Source organism: Francisella-like endosymbiont (assembly GCF_003069505.1).
Taxonomy (GTDB): domain Bacteria; phylum Pseudomonadota; class Gammaproteobacteria; order Francisellales; family Francisellaceae; genus Francisella.
Window position 1 is genome coordinate 115,802 of record NZ_QAPC01000002.1, and the last position, 15,803, is coordinate 131,604.

Consider the following 15,803-nt stretch of genomic DNA (forward strand, 5'->3'; position numbering starts at 1 on the left):
TATGAAAGTAAAAATATATACTAGAAATGGTAGTCCTTTTTGTGTTTGGGCAAAACAATGGTTCGAAGAAAATGATATAGCTTTTGACGAAACAGTAATTGATGATTATGCTCAACGCGCTAGATTTTATGATCAAATAAACCAAAGTGGCAAAGTTACTTTCCCTATTTCAACTGTGCCACAAATATTCATCGATGATGAACATATAGTTGGTTTTACAGAGCTTAAGACTAACGCTGATAAAATTTTAAATAAAAATTAGGTTAATATGGTCGAAGTAAAAATATATACAAAAACAAATTGTCCTTTTTGCGACCTTGCAAAAAGTTGGTTTGGTGCTAATGATATCTCTTTTACTCAGATATCACTTGACGATGATGTCAAAAGAGCTGAGTTCTATGCTGAAGTAAATAAGAATATTCTTCTTGTAGAAGAACACATCAAAACAGTACCACAGATATTTGTTGGAGATGTACATATAGGTGGTTATGATAATCTTATGGCTAGAGCTGGTGAAGTGATTGCTCGTGTTAAAGGTTCATCATTAACTACTTTCTCAAAAACATATAAACCTTTCAACTATCCATGGGCTGTTGATCTTACTGTAAAGCATGAAAAAGCTCACTGGATAGAAGATGAAATTGACCTTTCTGAAGATGTCACAGATTGGAAAAATGGTAAAATAACTAAAGTTGAGAAAGAATATATTACTAATATTTTAAGACTTTTTACCCAGTCTGATGTTGCAGTTGGGCAGAACTATTATGATCAGTTTATTCCTTTATTCAAAAACAATGAGATAAGAAATATGCTTGGATCTTTTGCCGCTCGTGAAGGGATTCATCAAAGAGCCTATGCATTACTTAATGATACTTTAGGTCTTCCTGATTCTGAATATCATGCATTCTTAGAGTACAAAGCAATGACAGACAAAATTGACTTTATGATGGATGCAGACCATACTACGCGTCGTGGTTTAGGACTATGCCTTGCTAAGACTATATTCAATGAAGGTGTAGCTTTATTTGCGTCTTTTGCAATGCTACTTAACTTCCAACGCTTTGGGAAGATGAAAGGTATGGGTAAAGTAGTCGAATGGTCAATTCGTGATGAGTCAATGCATGTCGAAGGTAATGCTGCATTATTTAGAATTTACTGTCAAGAAAATCCTTACATAGTTGACAATGAATTCAAAAAAGAAATTTATCTAATGGCTAGCAAAGCTGTAGAACTTGAAGATAAATTTATTGACCTAGCTTATGAACTTGGTACTATCGAAGGTCTTAAAGCTGATGAAGTCAAGCAATATATCCGTCATATCACTGATAGACGCTTAAATCAGCTTGGATTGAAAGAAATCTATAATATTGAAAAAAACCCGCTAACATGGTTAGAGTGGATACTAAATGGTGCAGATCACACTAACTTCTTTGAAAACCGTGTCACTGAGTATGAAGTTGCGGGCTTAACAGGTAACTGGGATGAAGCTTATAACGCCTAAACTTGGTTAATAGTTTCCAATTCTTCGAGTGCTACAAACCACTCTAGTTTAACTTCTTCAATTTTTACTTTTAACTCGGAATGCTTAAGCAAAGTCTGCTGTAATTTTTGCTTATTATCATCATATAAACTTTGATCTTGAAGAGTCTGTTGCATTTGTAAATCTTGTTGTTTTAACTTCTCTAAAGTTCTTTCAAGTTTTTTAATCTTATCTTATAATAAGGGATTTTCGCTGTTTTCTATTTTCAGCTGAGAGTTTTCTAGCCTGCTTTTTAGTATCTGTTGTGATTGGTTATAATGATGAATTTATAATTTCATTTTCTGTTTTCTTAACTTCGAGGATATATTTATAGTAATCTTTCATATCACCATCAAATGGCTTAACCTGTCCTTCGCCTACAAGCATGTACTCATCTACAGTTGACTCAAATGTGATACTAAGATAATCGCACCTTAAAAGCTTTGTAGTGCTACAGTCAAAGCTTCACGTACACCAATTAAATGGTTTGTTTGTTCATCAAGTAATAAAATATCTGACTCTTGTAAAAATGCTTGAGCTATATTTAGAGGTATTTGCTAACTGCCCGGAGAGCTTTTTTACTTTTTGTTGAAGCTGACTAATACCAAACTCTAAACCAGACAACAATTTCCAAGCTTGAGATTCTATTACATAACCTCCTAGAGATTCATATTCTTCATGATACTTCGAGTACTCAACAAAATTTTCTGTTGCCAGAGAGAGAGTCGTGCATTTTAATCTTTAGTTCTCTTAAAGATTCTATGCTATTGGCTACATAATCAATTACTTTGGCTAAAATCATCAACCTCTTGTTTAACAGTGACTATACGAGTATTTTTAGCAATCTCAATATCACCTTTATCCGGTGTTAGATTACCTTGTATAATATTAAAAAGCGTTGTTTTACCTGTACCATTTTTACCAACCCGGCCTATCTTTTTGATTAAGAAAAATTGAGAAATTAATATTATCAAAAAGCTCTTTTATCTCAACTTGGTTGGATATATTTTTAAAGAAAATTATATTGTTATACTTTTTATATTTATTAGCGCTAATTATATACTCTATGAGTTAATATAAAAAAGGCTTGTTTTACTGTGTATTATCTCTAAATAAAATTTAATCAAAAAAAAGATGTTAGAAATAGTAACTTCTTATATGATGATTTTGAAACTTTAGATGTATTTGGCCCAATTGAAATTTTAGTAAGTTTTAGTGATGTTTTTAAAATTAAATACTACTCAATTGATGGTGGTATAGTCAACTAGTACTCAAGCAGTATAGATAAATACAAATATTTGTCGCAACTAAGTGCAAAATAGTATGTTCTATTTGTACCTAGGGTATAAGTAGTCGGCAACTAATTTATGATGCTAAATTGATAGCTGAACTTACTAAGCTCGCAAATAAGGCGAAATATATTTTACAGTCTGTACAGGATCATTTTTATTTTCTTAGACCGGTCTATTGGATGGTAAAAACCACCTCTAATAAGAAAGCTCTTAACTGGACAAAATCGATCACGCCTGATGTGATCTGGATAGATAGAGTAAGATGGGTTAAAAGATGGTAACATTTACACTAGCTCAGAAGTAAGTGCTGGAATAGATATGAGTTTAGACTTCATTGTAGATTTACTAGGCTATCAATTAGCTAAGTAAAAAAGTATCGAGATAGAATATTCATGGCAAGAAGATCCAAGTATTGATGAGTTTGCAGATTTTTATATCTAAATCTATTATTTATTAGCGAATAGTTTTAAAACGATTTCAAACTCCGGTTGCTTGATATTCTAAAATAGAATATCAGCCCCAAGATAGTTATTAGCAAAATCATATAATTGTGCTGGGGTAAATTTCTTTGATGTTTTGGGATTTGTATATGTATAATCAGGCTATACAGCAATTGCAATAGTATCTAAGCTACTTATATTTATTGAAAAATCGAGAAATATTCTTCATCTGCGCTTTTCTATATGGTATGGTATCTGGGTTACCTAAACCTATATTATTTTTGCGTGCAGTAGTAAATATTTTCTGTATGTAACCATAATCATTATTCCATTCGCATGGTAAAAATTAACATATTAAATAACTTTACTTTTTTAAATTGTTGTTTTAAAAAAAGCATATTATATATAATTGTATTAACATAAATACTACAAAATTTATGTTTAAAGAATTTTTGATTAATATCCATAACAGTCTCTGGTAAGTTAACTCCTGCTATTTTACCATCAAACTCTTTTACCAATTGCTCTATGAGTTTATGAAATCTAGCTTTCACATTTGGATTCCATTGTTTTGTTACCCAACCTACCCCTATCAGCTGACCTTCTCCAGCAAAATCCTTTTGCTCTACAATACCTCCGTCATACTTATTTGATTGTAGGTATTTTGGTACAGGAATATTGTTTATATCAAAAGATCTATCTTGTAGCTGAATAAATAACTTTTTACCATAGCTTTTTAGAACTTGATAATCACCTTCAATAGCTGAAAAATTATACTTATTTTCCTCTGACTATAATTTTTTCCAAGAGTAAATTATCTAAACTCCTTTAACCCATAGATTATTTAGTTCTTCAATATGACCCTTTGTGGCATCCCCTCCTAGGAATAAATATAACTGTGGATTTTTAGCAAAGCATAAATCAAAAAATATAATACTAAATATAAATAAAATTATTTTGTATATATACATGAATTTAATTTAAATACTAAAATTTATTGAAATATAATATAATTTAGTAAATCTTGGCTAATAGATACTACAATAACGGACCTATACTATGAGCAAAATAATTCATATAGATATGGACTATTTTTTTGCTCAAATTGAAAAAATAAAAAACCCAACACTTAAAAATAAACCTTTTGCCGTAGGTGGTACAAATCCCAAACGGGTGTAATCTTTACTTGTAATTATATTGCTAGAGAATATGGTATGCATTCTGCTATACCTACAGCGGTAGCTATGCAGAAATGTCCTAATCTTATACTTCTAAATACTGATTTTGCAAAATACAAAACCACTTCTGCTATTATTAGAGAGATATTTAATAAAACTGGTCTTACAGGCTCAACTGGAGTTGCCCCAAACAAGCTTCTAGCAAAGATTGCTAGTGATATAAATAAGCCAAATGGACTATATGTAATAACATCCACAGCAAGTCGATGATTTTATAAGAGATTTACCCGTTAAAAAACTTTTTGGGGTTGGTAAGGTATCTCAAGAGAAACTAAAAAGCATGAACGTTGAAACCTGCTCACAATTGCAGCATCTAAATTTAACTACTCTGATAGAGGTTTTTAGTAAATTTGGTAATAATCTTTACAATTATGCTCGTGGTATTGATAATCGTGTAGTTAACCCTATACGAGTTCCTAAATCTGTAAGTGTAGAAAAATACACATATTTAGAAGATCTAAAAACTCTGGAAGCTTGTTTAGAACAGCTAAGACTCTAGATAAAGGATCTTTAAAAAATCTAAGATAAAGACTTGCATGAGTACGTGAGTACGAATCTCTTTGAAAGCAACTTAGCAGTTTTAAATTTTATAAGGCATTTCAAATGCTCACCTAATACCCTCAACACGCTCTACTGGTGTCGGTAGCAGTATTAATTCACCAGTATTTAGTTACTCTGCAATTTATTTAAATATCCATGGATTACCACGTTGAGGTGCACCCTAACATTATAGCCTCTACACCTGTATGCTCTATCATCGGCTTTGGCACTTTTAGGACAGAACACATCACCATTACCAATCACTACGGTACTCCTGCTTTTCTGACATTACGGATAATTTCCCAATTTGCTTTACCAGTATACATTTGCTCTCTAGTACGTCAGATGAATCATTATAACACTTACACCAACATCTTCACAAGCCTTAGCAACCTCAACCACATTTATACTTTTTCATCCCAGCCGATATGCATTTTAATAGTAATTAGTTTATGTACAGCTTTAACAACCGCTTGAATATCTCATGCATTCTATCAACATCTTTGAGAAGTGCCCGCTTCTGCTTAAAGCTTTTTGGCAAGCTTTGGCATTGGACAACCAATATTTATATCAAGAAAACCACATTCCGTATTCTCAGCAATATATTTTGTCGCACCAATGAAACTCTCCAAATCTGTTCAAAATATCTGTATTCCTCGTGGCTTTTCACTAACTTAGATTTTAGCATAAACTCTAACTGGTACCATTGCTGCATTTTATAAAAAAACTTAAAATTTTATATACTATAAAATGATACTAAATATAGTAACTAACAGTTACATTAATAATTATTTAACATCTGGCCAATGCCAATTTGGTTTATCTAGTAAACCTTCGTCCATAACACTTTGGTTTGACCTAGTTCTTTCTCAAGCCTTATTAAATTACTTTCTTCTGACTCTTTTAAAGCTGATACCAATATATTTGTGTGAGAAACTACCCATACTTATGTTTTTTTAGAAGCTTTAATTAATAAGTTTTGCTAATGCTGATAACAGATCAGGATGCGAACTAGTTTCAGGCTCATTTAAGACCATTAGTTCAGGATGTCTTGGTTTAGAAGCACAGCAACCCATAAAATAAATAGCGTAAAGTTCCATCTGTGAAGCTCAGAAGCGGATAATGCTCTTAGAAGCCCTTCTTGATATAACTCAACTATAAATGGGCTATTCTCATATTTTTTTATTTCTAATCTACTTGCTGAAAAAGCATCTTCTATGGCTTCTTTTAATACCTGTCTATCTCCTATTTTGATAATAGTTTGTAAGAGCTGTAGCTAAATCATGTTCATCTTGACTTAATACAGGTGTACGTGTACCTAATTGAGGTAATCTTGCAGGGGCATCTTTATCACTTCTAAAGTAATCATAAAATCTCCAACCTCTTATCTTTTCGCGTAACTGGATAATTTCTGGAGTTTTATCAATATACATGACCTGGGTAAATATACTTTCAAACACTAGATTATACTACTCAATAACTTCCCATTTACATCCATCTCTAACTTTAACTAGAGGCCCTGTTCTATCTACCAAAGCAGAAGGTGTTTTATATACACCTCCCCACGCCCATGTAGTCTCTCTTTTTATCTCTGGATCAAGTGATAGAGCTGCTGATGACGGTAGTGCAGGATAATCCAAAGATATTGAGTAGCCAAATATCTCATCTGTAAAACCTAAACATAATCTAGGACCTCGTCTAGGTCCTCCTTGTATAGGAACCTTCTCTTTTAACATCTGTTTAGATATTTTCTCAGGGCCTGACCAAAATGTCGTATTAAGAACCTCCATCTTTGGCTAAAGAGTGAGTCACTTCTCCTTGAGAAGTCTCAACTAGAAGTCTTAGAGCCTTATATAAATTTGACTTACTACTGGTATTTGCTCTTGTGATTATATTAAGACTTTTCAAAGGAATCACTAAATCAAATAATGATCGATAATGATTTATAGCTAATAACTTTAATCATGTAGAATAATTTTAATTTGAATTTTTATCATGATGATGACATTTAATTTAACTTATCTTTATTTGAACTAATAGAAGAAGGTTCCAGTAAAGATACTAGAGCAGTCTCAACATTTTCATATTGATAAGATTTAGAGAATTCAATACGTTCTATTTGATAGTTTGTAGCGTTTTTATCATTGAATTCTTTAACATAATTTTCGATTTCTTTGTATTTTTTAATGTACAGTTTTTTTATCGACATTAACTTATTATATCCAAATTAAAGCTAAAGTATTTACTATTCTCATGAGAACAAGCTAATGCAAATCCAAAGAATAAACAAAAAACTATACAAACAATACTTTTTTTACATCTTAGTCTCCCTAAAATTATGGCTGAATATAAGACCAGAATAATCTATTAGCGTCATCTCCCTGGCTAAACTCTACTTCTCTATTGTCTATATATCACACCACCCATACCTTGAGTTGATAAACTCTCTATCAAGTGGAACATAAGCAGCTCCTTGAGCTCGTTCTTCCTCAACCTCAGGGCCATAATACATAGTATATGGGTTTGCCGGACACATATAAGTATAGTTAATAACTACATTCAACAACCCTGCTGCAACCAAAATTATTTTTTCATATTGTACCTACTTAAGAAGACTTATTAGTCTAGCTTCATTATAGTCTGTTTATGGACTTATATGAAAAAAATTTAACTTTAGTAAACAGATTATTTGTTAAAATTACTCTTAGATTAAGATTAAAATTAGTAAAATCATGCAACAATATAGCAGTAAATATAACAAACAAGCTATACTATTACTCAATCTTGGAACTCCAGACAATTATGAAGCTAAATCAATCAAAAGATACTTGAGAGAATTTCTATCTGACCGTAGAGTGATAGAGGCTAATCCAATACTATGGAAATTAATCCTAAACTTGTTTATTCTACCAATCCGATCTAAAAAAAATGTTCATACTTATGAAGCTGTCTGGGATAAACAACACAACAAATCTCCGCTATTATTCTATACCGAAAATCTTGCAAAAAAGTTAGATGCTAGATTAGATAGTTATATAGTTGATTGTGCAATGCGCTATGGTAATCCAAGTATTGAAACTAAGATCAAAAGTCTTCATGAGAAAGGTGCTAAAGAAATAATAATATTTCCATTATATCCTCAATACTCTGCAACTACTACGGCTACAGTTTACGATGAAGTTTATAGAGTTCTAACTAAATTACGCTGGCAACCAACTATTAAAGGTATAAATCCTTATTATGATAATAATCATCATATATCAACGATTAGCCAACAAGTTGACATCCATATTAATAATTTGAAATATACGCCTGATACAGTTGTTTTTTCTTTTCATGGCTTGCCACAACAATATTTTGACAAAGGTGACCCTTATTACTGCCATTGTCATAAAACTTATCGCTTAATTAAAGAGTCTCTTCAAAACAAATACTCTAATATTGATTTTATATTATCTTTTCAATCGCGTTTTGGTCCTAAAAAGTGGCTAGAGCCATATACAACAGTTAAACTTGAGGAACTAGCAAAACAAAATAAAAAGGTTGTTGTTATAGCACCAGGGTTTAGTATTGATTGCTTAGAGACTTTGGAGGAATTAGCAATTACAGAAAAACGTAACTTTATTGAAAAAGGTGGCAAAGAATTTAGTCTAATACCATGTTTTAATGACTCTGATATACATGTAGAAATGTTATATAACATATTAAAAGAGGAAATATGTATAAAAAAATAGCAATACACTGGTTTCGCCAAGATTTACGCTTAGCTGATAATCTCGCTCTTACTAACGCTAGTCAAGCTGATTAAACTATCACAATATTTATCCTAGATGAAAATCAAGCGATTGGTAGTACCAGTAAACTTTGGCTCCATCACTATTTAGCTAATCTGAATAAATCTTTGGCTTACAAACTAAACTTTTACAAAGGAGATCCTTTAGAAATTATAAAACAACTTGTCAAGGAAAATAATAATCACTGATTTCTATTGTAATAGATATTATGACAAATATAGCATAGATAGAAATACTGAAATTAAAAAGTTTCTTAAAGAGCAAAATATAAATGTCAGTAGTTTTAATGGCAGTTTACTTATAGAACCATGGCAATGTAAAAAAGATAATGGTAATTATTATAAAGTCTATACACCATTTTACAAAGAACTTATCAGAATTACAAAATATCAACCAAATCTCAAAAAAGCTGTTTTTAATAAACTAATAAAATTAGCTAGCTCTAATACTTTAGATTCGCTAAAGCTACTAGAGCCAAAACTGACTTGGCAAAACATCATCAAAGAATGGCAAGTTGGTGAACAAGCCGCGGCACAGCTTACTTGAAAAATTTTTAACTACTAAGATTAAAGATTATAAAACGGCTCGTGATTATATGAGTACAAATGCAACGTCGACTCTATCACCCTATTTACATTTTGGTGAAATATCTCCAAATCAAATCTTCAATACCGTACAAAATTTAGAGCATATCGACAAAAATGAAGAGCACTTTATCAAAGAGTTGGTATAGCGTGATTTTTCATACTTTCAGATATACTATTATCCAGAGTTACATGATAAAAATATTAATCAAAAATTCGATAATTTTGCATGGGATAATAACCATATTTTACTTAATAAATGGCAACAAGGTTAAACTGGAATTCGTATAGTTGATATAGGTATGCGCCAACTATGGCAAACTGGTTATATGCATAATCGCGTTCGTATGATAGTAGCAAGTTTTCTTATCAATAACTGTCTAATTCACTGGAAACAAGGTGAAAATGGTTTTTTGATACTTTGTTTGATGCTGACTTTGCGAGTAATAATACTAACTGGAAATGGTTAATTGGCCGTGACTTAGATACAGCACCATACTTTAGAATTTTTAACCCAGTGTTACAAGCTGAAAAATTTGAAGCTTATGAATATACCCGTAAATATGTACCAGAGTTAAAGCTTTTGCCTAACAAACTAATTACTAAACCTTGGGAAGTAAGTGAGTTAGTTCTAAAAGAAGCCAATATAACTCTTGGCAAAAACTATCCTAAACCAATAGTAGATCTCAAGAAATCTCGTGACATATCTTTGCAACTACAGAATCAAATAAAGTAACTCTAGCTATCCTCTATGAGGCTTCTTTTAATTAAAGATTATCATAAGTTTAGCAAACTTGTAATTAGGTTATATATACTAATCAGAGCTTAATTATAGAATTTTAGTTTAGAAATTGTGAAGAATTATTTTATCATCTTTTTTTTGTTTGTAGAGCCACCTTTTTTACCCATTGCAGAAAATGACTCAGGATCATGCTCTTTTCTGGTATGAGCTACTTCTTTAGCTCTATTTGAACTATTTTTCTCATTGTAAGCCATAATCAATCTCCCTTATTCTTATTTATTGACTTCCTTAATGAAATATGAATCAAAATTAAGAAATGATTTATATTTTCAAAATCAACTCTAACAGAAAGAATAATTTTTTATAGTTTCTACAGCAAGTGCATTAAAACCTGTATATTAGGTAGCAAGAAATTTTTATTAGAAAGTTTAACTAGAAATCCCATTACAGATGTTTAAAAGTGAACTTTTAGATTCTTAAATATTAAAAGTCTGTTTATTAGTATAATTAACTTTATGAGGTTGTTTGTAATGTTACGATGAAAATACGGTTTAAAAAAGGGGAGTTAAACAAATGGTTATCAAATTCGAAATTCAAAGTGAATGCAAAAGTTTGAAATACAAGCTTTGAATGAGCAAAGAAAGGAGGAGACTTATGAAAAAACAAGTCAAAAAGTATTGAAACTATTCTACCAGTAGTAGAAAAATATCTAGGTGTAGTATTAGTCGTTAGTTTATTTTCTGCAGATTACTTCGCTGAAAATAATAATTTAACCAGCTGGGATAATGTCCAAGAAAAAGTGAGTGACGCTGGTGATGCTGTAGCTACTAAAACCACAAGAAAGCATATTATAAAACTAAAGATGTAATGACGCCAGACCATGCAGATAAATCATCAAACGCAAACGATGTCCTATAAATAGTAGTAATAATTTAGTACCATTAGCGAATAGTAATACGTGATAATGTTTTTAATTATGAGAGCAGAATATAGGAGAAATAAAAGAGTTTTTATATACTACTTAAGTTGCATGTAGAGTTATTTTCTAGTTTTTTTAGGGATGGGAGATAGTTATTTGCTTTTCCAATAAAAACTTTCAACATTACTACGACAAGCACGCAGTTTAAAATTTTTAAAAGGGAAAAATATGAAAAAGTCAAAAGAAAATATTTAAGAAAGTCAACCTAGTTTAACTTCAGAGATGATAAATAAGCCTATTTATATTTATGAAAGTTATAAATTAACTAATAAGCTTAAAAATAAAGTAGCTATTGTAACAGGTGGTGATAGTGGTATAGGTAAAGCAATATCACTTCATTTTGCTAAAGAAGGAGCAAAAGTTGCTTTTACTTACCATAAAAGAGAAAAACAAGATGCTGATAAAACATTAAAATAACTTCAAGAATCAACTGAAAACTCCAGTCATATTTTGGCAGTGGAAGTTGAACTTAAAAATCATGATGAATGTAAAGAACTTGTTAATAAAGTATATAATTATTTGGGAAGCATAGATATACTTATAAATAATGCTGCTGGTCAATTTCCAAAAGATAATATAACTGACATATCAGCTAAACAACTAAAAACCACATTCGAAACAAACTTTTATCATTATGTGTATATGATAAAAGGAGCTTGTATTATAAATTCTACTTCTGTAACTGCTTATAAAGGTAGACTTGATAATAGATTATTAATCTACTAAAGGAGTGATTGTGGCACTTACTCGCACTAGCTAAGAATACAATAAAAAGTTAATGCTGTTGCTCCAGGACCAGTATGACATTTTTAATACCATCAAGTTTTAGTAAAGAAAAAGTAGAGAATTTTGGTGAGAGTTCTTTGTGGGGAGAACCAGAACAGCCAGCTGATATAGCCTCCGGCATATGTATTTCTTGCTAATAATGTAGAAAGTAACTATTTTTATAGGTCAAGTATACATTCAAATGGTATAGAAATAAGATGCCTTATAACAAACTAGCTGAATTACACAAAGGGATAAAGAATGTCTTACCATATCTTTATAATGCCTGGGAATAATATAGAGATAAAAGTAATAGAAGAACGGATGATGGACCTTGAAACTATAGCACGTGAAGTAGCTTGGCCAGCTGTTAAAAAAATATTATAAATATGAACAAACAGGAAAATAGTATCAAAAATAATCATGCCAAGTACTTAGCAGAATTTCTAGTTCGAGAGTAAAATTTATCTAAAAATATTTCCAAAACTATGAGTTTCTGTATGTATTTCTAGTCACTATTTAAATAACCTAGTCTATTATTTAAAAGGTTTAACAGAAAAACTATTGCTAACTTGTTTAAAGTTTTTAGAAATCAAAATTCCAATTTTATGAAATGCTGATATTGTTGACTTTTCCCCAACTTTGCTGGATGATTATCATAATTACCATCAAATGCCCTCACATATTGCGGATCAAAACAAATAGCATCATATTATTTGAGTATTTTACCATTAAAAGATTATGCTCCTTACTAACATTACAGATATAGATCTGCATTGCTGGGTATGAACTTGAAAGCTTTAACTTCCTACCACTATTGCTATCTTCAAGCACCACTATTCCATCGACTATGTAACAATGATCAATACCTACTCTACGGAAATATTTAGAATCATGATATTTTAACTTATCACCGATACTGAATTTTTGCCTAAAGTCCATTTCTTGGGGTAAATTTTGTATATCTGTTGGTATCAAATCATCGTCTACATTGACAAATTGTGTTGCTGGTACCTCAAGCTGGTGATCAACGATTTTTGTCTTATAATCTCCTGATAGATTATAATAACAGTGATTAGTCATATTTAAAATTGTATTTGCTATAGCTACAGCGTCAAAATAGATAATTATAGCATTTTCTAAACGCTCATAGGTTACGTTAATAGTGACATCAGCAGGGAATTTATCAGTCACATATTTTTGTGGAGTTGTAAACTTAACCTTATTAGTGCCTATAAGCTCAAAAGCAAATTTCTGCAATGTGATACTGTTAAATCCGCCGTGTAAAGTATATTTATCTTGGTAGTTTTTTTTCTAGATAGTATGTTGTACTATCAAGTACAACCTTAGCATCCTTAGTTCTGCCTGCAACTCTACCTATAGTCGCACCTAAATCCAAAAGTATCAATTCAATGTTACCATTTTTTAATGTTATCAAGTTATTACATTTACCAGCTATACAAACTTCTCTAAAACTCATATTATCTCCTTAGCAAAACCTAATATTATTTTAGCTATTTCTGACTTTGATTTATTTTTATATTGTTTATTTTGGTGCTTAGATAATATTGTCACAGAAGAGTCATCTTTACCAAAAACATTCGTTTCATTTGCCACAATCATGTTTATATTCTTCTTGATAAGCTTAGCTTGGGCATATTCGATTATATTTTGTGATTCAGCAGCAAAACCTATCGCAAAAATTTGCGGATAATGCTGCTTACAATTAATTAAAATATCCGGGTTTTTTATAAACTCTAAAGTTAAACTATCATCTATTTTTTTAATTTTATTAGTAAATTTATTTTTGATTTTATAATCAGCAACTGCAGCACAACCAATGAAGATATCACTATCTTTTGCTAGCTCTAACATTGCTTGATTCATCTCATCAGCACTTAGAGTTTTAACTATTTTTAGCTGACTATGATTGATATCAAAATTAATTGTGGTTTTGGCTTTAAGCACAGTCACATTTGCACCTCTAGCAAGCAGTTGTTTTACCAAAGCCAATCCCATCTTACCCGAACTATAGTTTGATAAATATCTAACACCATCAATATCTTCAACAGTTGCCCCTACTGTTATGAGAACTTTTTTATCTTTAAAATCTTGAGAAGTAGCTAACAACTTAAATAACTCTTCAGGCTCATGCAGTCTACCACCACCACTATCGCCACAAGCTTGAAGACCTTCATCTGGCAATATCAAATTAAATCCTAGAGCTTGAAGTTTTTTGACATTATCTTGAGTTAGTTGGTTTTGCCACATATTTACATTCATAGCTGGAGCAAGATACACCTTAGAATTATCATTATTAGCAAGGATAGCTTGACTAAGTAAATCATCAGCTAAGCCATAAGCTAATTTAGCTAGAGTATTTGCTGATGCGGGAATTATAAATATCTTGTCTGCCCAGCGTGGCAAATTTATATGTGCCATACTTTGCTGATAACAAAACATATCTAGTTTTTCGTCTATATAAACATCACAACCTAAAGCCACTAAAAGCTCAGGTTTAATAAATTGTTGAGCGCCTTTAGTAACAATAGCCTTACATTGAGTACCGCTTTTTATAAAAAGACGGATTAAATTTACTGTTTTAAAAGCTGATACACTCCCAGTAATTCCAAACAAAATCCTATTTGCCATAAAATACTATTTTCTATTTAACTAAAATCTTTTTTCTTTTATAAAAGAAAATGATTAATAAAACCATAATTGCTACAGAATAGTAAGGATATTAACCCTTTGTCTAAAGAGCTCTTCACTAGCAAGCCAAGATGCAAAAATAATCCCAAAGAAAATACTACTTGTCCTACCTAAAGCAAATATCATGTTACAAGCTAATGAACGAACTTCTGTTGGAAACTCAGTAGCAGCATATTGCGCCCACATAATATTATAACCACCACCAATCAAACCGATAAATATCCCATATAAGAAGATAAAATTACTCGATATATATCTATAAGCAAAAATACTTATTAAAAATATAATAATATTTATGATAAAAAATAAATTTGGTGACTTGAAATACTGGTTATAAATACCACTAATAATACAACTAATAATATTTCCTACAAAGAAACCAAATAAAAACAGCTTCACTAAGCTAGCAAAATCAACATCAGTAGCAATAAACTTAACCAAAGCAAACATTACAGTAATAACAAAGAAATAAGGTAGTGTAATTAGAAAATTTAACATCAATGGCTTACTGTAGTTTCTAAAAAGAAAAACCATACTTCCAGCATTTTTAAATCTATCTGATGTATACAACTCAATAAAATATGGCGATTCCTCAAGAATTCTTCTAAAAGCATATATACCAAAGCCAATAAATCCACCAAAATAAACATCACCTTATAAGAAAATACACCCAAAAGTGTCGCAACCACACCACCTAAAACACCTAAAATATATAAGAGACTCATACCCCAAGAGGCTATTTTTGGTGGAAAAAATTCAACAATTAAAACACTTGAAACCGCAAACTCACTCGCTAAAGCAAGATATCCTAAAAATCTTAGCAACATAAATATATAAATATTATCTACAAATATACATAATATTGTCATTACTGAATAAAGTAATATACTGTATTTGATAACTGTAATACGACCAAACTTATCTGCTAAAATACCGAAAAGAAAAAGAATTGCCCCAACTAGTATACCTATCATCTGAATATTATTTATTAGATAATATATTTGTTGGATTTTAGTAGAATCAAAGATTTCAAATTGTTGTTTTAATAGATCAACATAAGAAACACTAAATACTGTTAGATCATAAAAATCTATAAAATACCCCAAACAGAGAATAACTAAAATACACTTTGTATTTTTCATTGTTTGAAAAAACTTGATAATATTAGAGTTGTATTATAGATAGATAAAATCTCAAA

12 protein-coding genes and 10 pseudogenes are annotated in these 15,803 nt (G+C 30.8%); 8 read left to right on the forward strand and 14 right to left on the reverse strand.

Going from position 1 to position 15,803, the window contains the following annotated elements; translation table 11 throughout:
• Position 1: 1 nt before the first annotated feature.
• Positions 2–262 (forward strand): glutaredoxin domain-containing protein, encoded by a 261-nt coding sequence (locus C9379_RS04765; RefSeq protein ID WP_143384635.1) that lies wholly within the window; start codon positions 2–4, stop codon positions 260–262.
• Positions 263–268: 6 nt separating this feature from the next.
• Positions 269–1,501 (forward strand): ribonucleotide-diphosphate reductase subunit beta, encoded by a 1,233-nt coding sequence (locus C9379_RS04770; RefSeq protein WP_143384634.1) that lies wholly within the window; start codon positions 269–271, stop codon positions 1,499–1,501.
• Here C9379_RS04770 and C9379_RS04775 read toward each other — a convergent pair.
• A pseudogene (locus C9379_RS04775) lies at positions 1,498–2,542 on the reverse strand (ATP-binding cassette domain-containing protein). The gene C9379_RS04770 and the pseudogene C9379_RS04775 overlap by 4 nt on opposite strands.
• A 111-nt stretch (positions 2,543–2,653) precedes the next feature.
• Here C9379_RS04775 and C9379_RS04780 point away from each other — a divergent pair.
• Positions 2,654–3,252: pseudogene (locus C9379_RS04780) on the forward strand (DJ-1/PfpI family protein).
• Positions 3,253–3,574: 322 nt separating this feature from the next.
• Here C9379_RS04780 and C9379_RS04785 read toward each other — a convergent pair.
• Positions 3,575–3,805, reverse strand: a complete 231-nt coding sequence (locus tag C9379_RS04785; RefSeq protein WP_343377537.1) for a hypothetical protein — start codon at positions 3,803–3,805, stop codon at positions 3,575–3,577.
• A gap of 505 nt (positions 3,806–4,310) precedes the next feature.
• Here C9379_RS04785 and C9379_RS04790 point away from each other — a divergent pair.
• Positions 4,311–4,979, forward strand: a pseudogene (locus C9379_RS04790) (Y-family DNA polymerase); the annotation flags it as partial.
• A gap of 54 nt (positions 4,980–5,033) precedes the next feature.
• Here C9379_RS04790 and C9379_RS04795 read toward each other — a convergent pair.
• The 7 genes and pseudogenes from C9379_RS04795 to C9379_RS04825 form a co-directional block, all read right to left on the reverse strand.
• Positions 5,034–5,580 (reverse strand): annotated as a pseudogene (locus C9379_RS04795) (tRNA dihydrouridine synthase); the annotation flags it as partial.
• A gap of 414 nt (positions 5,581–5,994) precedes the next feature.
• Positions 5,995–6,129 (reverse strand): hypothetical protein, encoded by a 135-nt coding sequence (locus C9379_RS04800; RefSeq protein ID WP_318263251.1) that lies wholly within the window; start codon positions 6,127–6,129, stop codon positions 5,995–5,997.
• Positions 6,130–6,267: 138 nt separating this feature from the next.
• Positions 6,268–6,462, reverse strand: coding sequence for a hypothetical protein (locus tag C9379_RS04805; RefSeq protein ID WP_318263250.1), 195 nt, complete (start codon positions 6,460–6,462; stop codon positions 6,268–6,270).
• Between the two features lie 36 nt (positions 6,463–6,498).
• Entirely contained in the window at positions 6,499–6,819 is a 321-nt protein-coding gene (locus C9379_RS04810) for a hypothetical protein (RefSeq protein WP_318263248.1), read from the reverse strand.
• On the reverse strand, positions 6,806–6,937 hold the full coding sequence (locus C9379_RS04815; protein ID WP_318263247.1) for a hypothetical protein: 132 nt from the start codon (positions 6,935–6,937) through the stop codon (positions 6,806–6,808). The genes C9379_RS04810 and C9379_RS04815 overlap by 14 nt, the downstream gene beginning before the upstream one ends.
• Positions 6,938–7,006: 69 nt before the next feature.
• A pseudogene (locus C9379_RS04820) lies at positions 7,007–7,366 on the reverse strand (hypothetical protein).
• Positions 7,366–7,565, reverse strand: a pseudogene (locus C9379_RS04825) (hypothetical protein). Before C9379_RS04825 ends, C9379_RS04820 begins: the two co-directional pseudogenes overlap by 1 nt.
• 196 nt (positions 7,566–7,761) lie before the next feature.
• Here C9379_RS04825 and hemH point away from each other — a divergent pair.
• Both hemH and C9379_RS04835 read left to right on the forward strand, forming a co-directional pair.
• Complete coding sequence (gene hemH, locus C9379_RS04830; protein WP_143384633.1) at positions 7,762–8,763, forward strand: ferrochelatase; 1,002 nt, start codon at positions 7,762–7,764, stop codon at positions 8,761–8,763.
• Positions 8,748–10,143: pseudogene (locus C9379_RS04835) on the forward strand (cryptochrome/photolyase family protein). Before hemH ends, C9379_RS04835 begins: the two are co-directional and overlap by 16 nt.
• Before the next feature lie 125 nt (positions 10,144–10,268).
• Here C9379_RS04835 and C9379_RS04840 read toward each other — a convergent pair.
• Positions 10,269–10,403 (reverse strand): hypothetical protein, encoded by a 135-nt coding sequence (locus tag C9379_RS04840; protein ID WP_343377538.1) that lies wholly within the window; start codon positions 10,401–10,403, stop codon positions 10,269–10,271.
• A 947-nt stretch (positions 10,404–11,350) separates the two neighbouring features.
• Here C9379_RS04840 and C9379_RS08815 point away from each other — a divergent pair.
• A pseudogene (locus C9379_RS08815) lies at positions 11,351–12,130 on the forward strand (SDR family NAD(P)-dependent oxidoreductase).
• Positions 12,112–12,302: pseudogene (locus C9379_RS04855) on the forward strand (cation transport regulator ChaB). The pseudogenes C9379_RS08815 and C9379_RS04855 overlap by 19 nt, the downstream one beginning before the upstream one ends.
• 269 nt (positions 12,303–12,571) lie before the next feature.
• On the opposite strand, the gene C9379_RS04860 reads toward C9379_RS04855, so the two are convergent.
• The 4 genes and pseudogenes from C9379_RS04860 to C9379_RS04875 form a co-directional block, all read right to left on the reverse strand.
• Positions 12,572–13,153 (reverse strand): aldose epimerase family protein, encoded by a 582-nt coding sequence (locus C9379_RS04860; RefSeq protein ID WP_318263244.1) that lies wholly within the window; start codon positions 13,151–13,153, stop codon positions 12,572–12,574.
• 34 nt (positions 13,154–13,187) lie between these two features.
• On the reverse strand, positions 13,188–13,373 hold the full coding sequence (locus C9379_RS04865) for a hypothetical protein (protein WP_318263243.1): 186 nt from the start codon (positions 13,371–13,373) through the stop codon (positions 13,188–13,190).
• The gene (gene coaBC / locus C9379_RS04870) at positions 13,370–14,545 is read right to left on the reverse strand and encodes a bifunctional phosphopantothenoylcysteine decarboxylase/phosphopantothenate--cysteine ligase CoaBC (protein WP_143384632.1); all 1,176 of its coding nucleotides are present in this window, start codon (positions 14,543–14,545) and stop codon (positions 13,370–13,372) included. The genes C9379_RS04865 and coaBC overlap by 4 nt, the downstream gene beginning before the upstream one ends.
• 13 nt (positions 14,546–14,558) lie before the next feature.
• Positions 14,559–15,747: pseudogene (locus C9379_RS04875) on the reverse strand (MFS transporter).
• Positions 15,748–15,803: the final 56 nt, after the last annotated feature.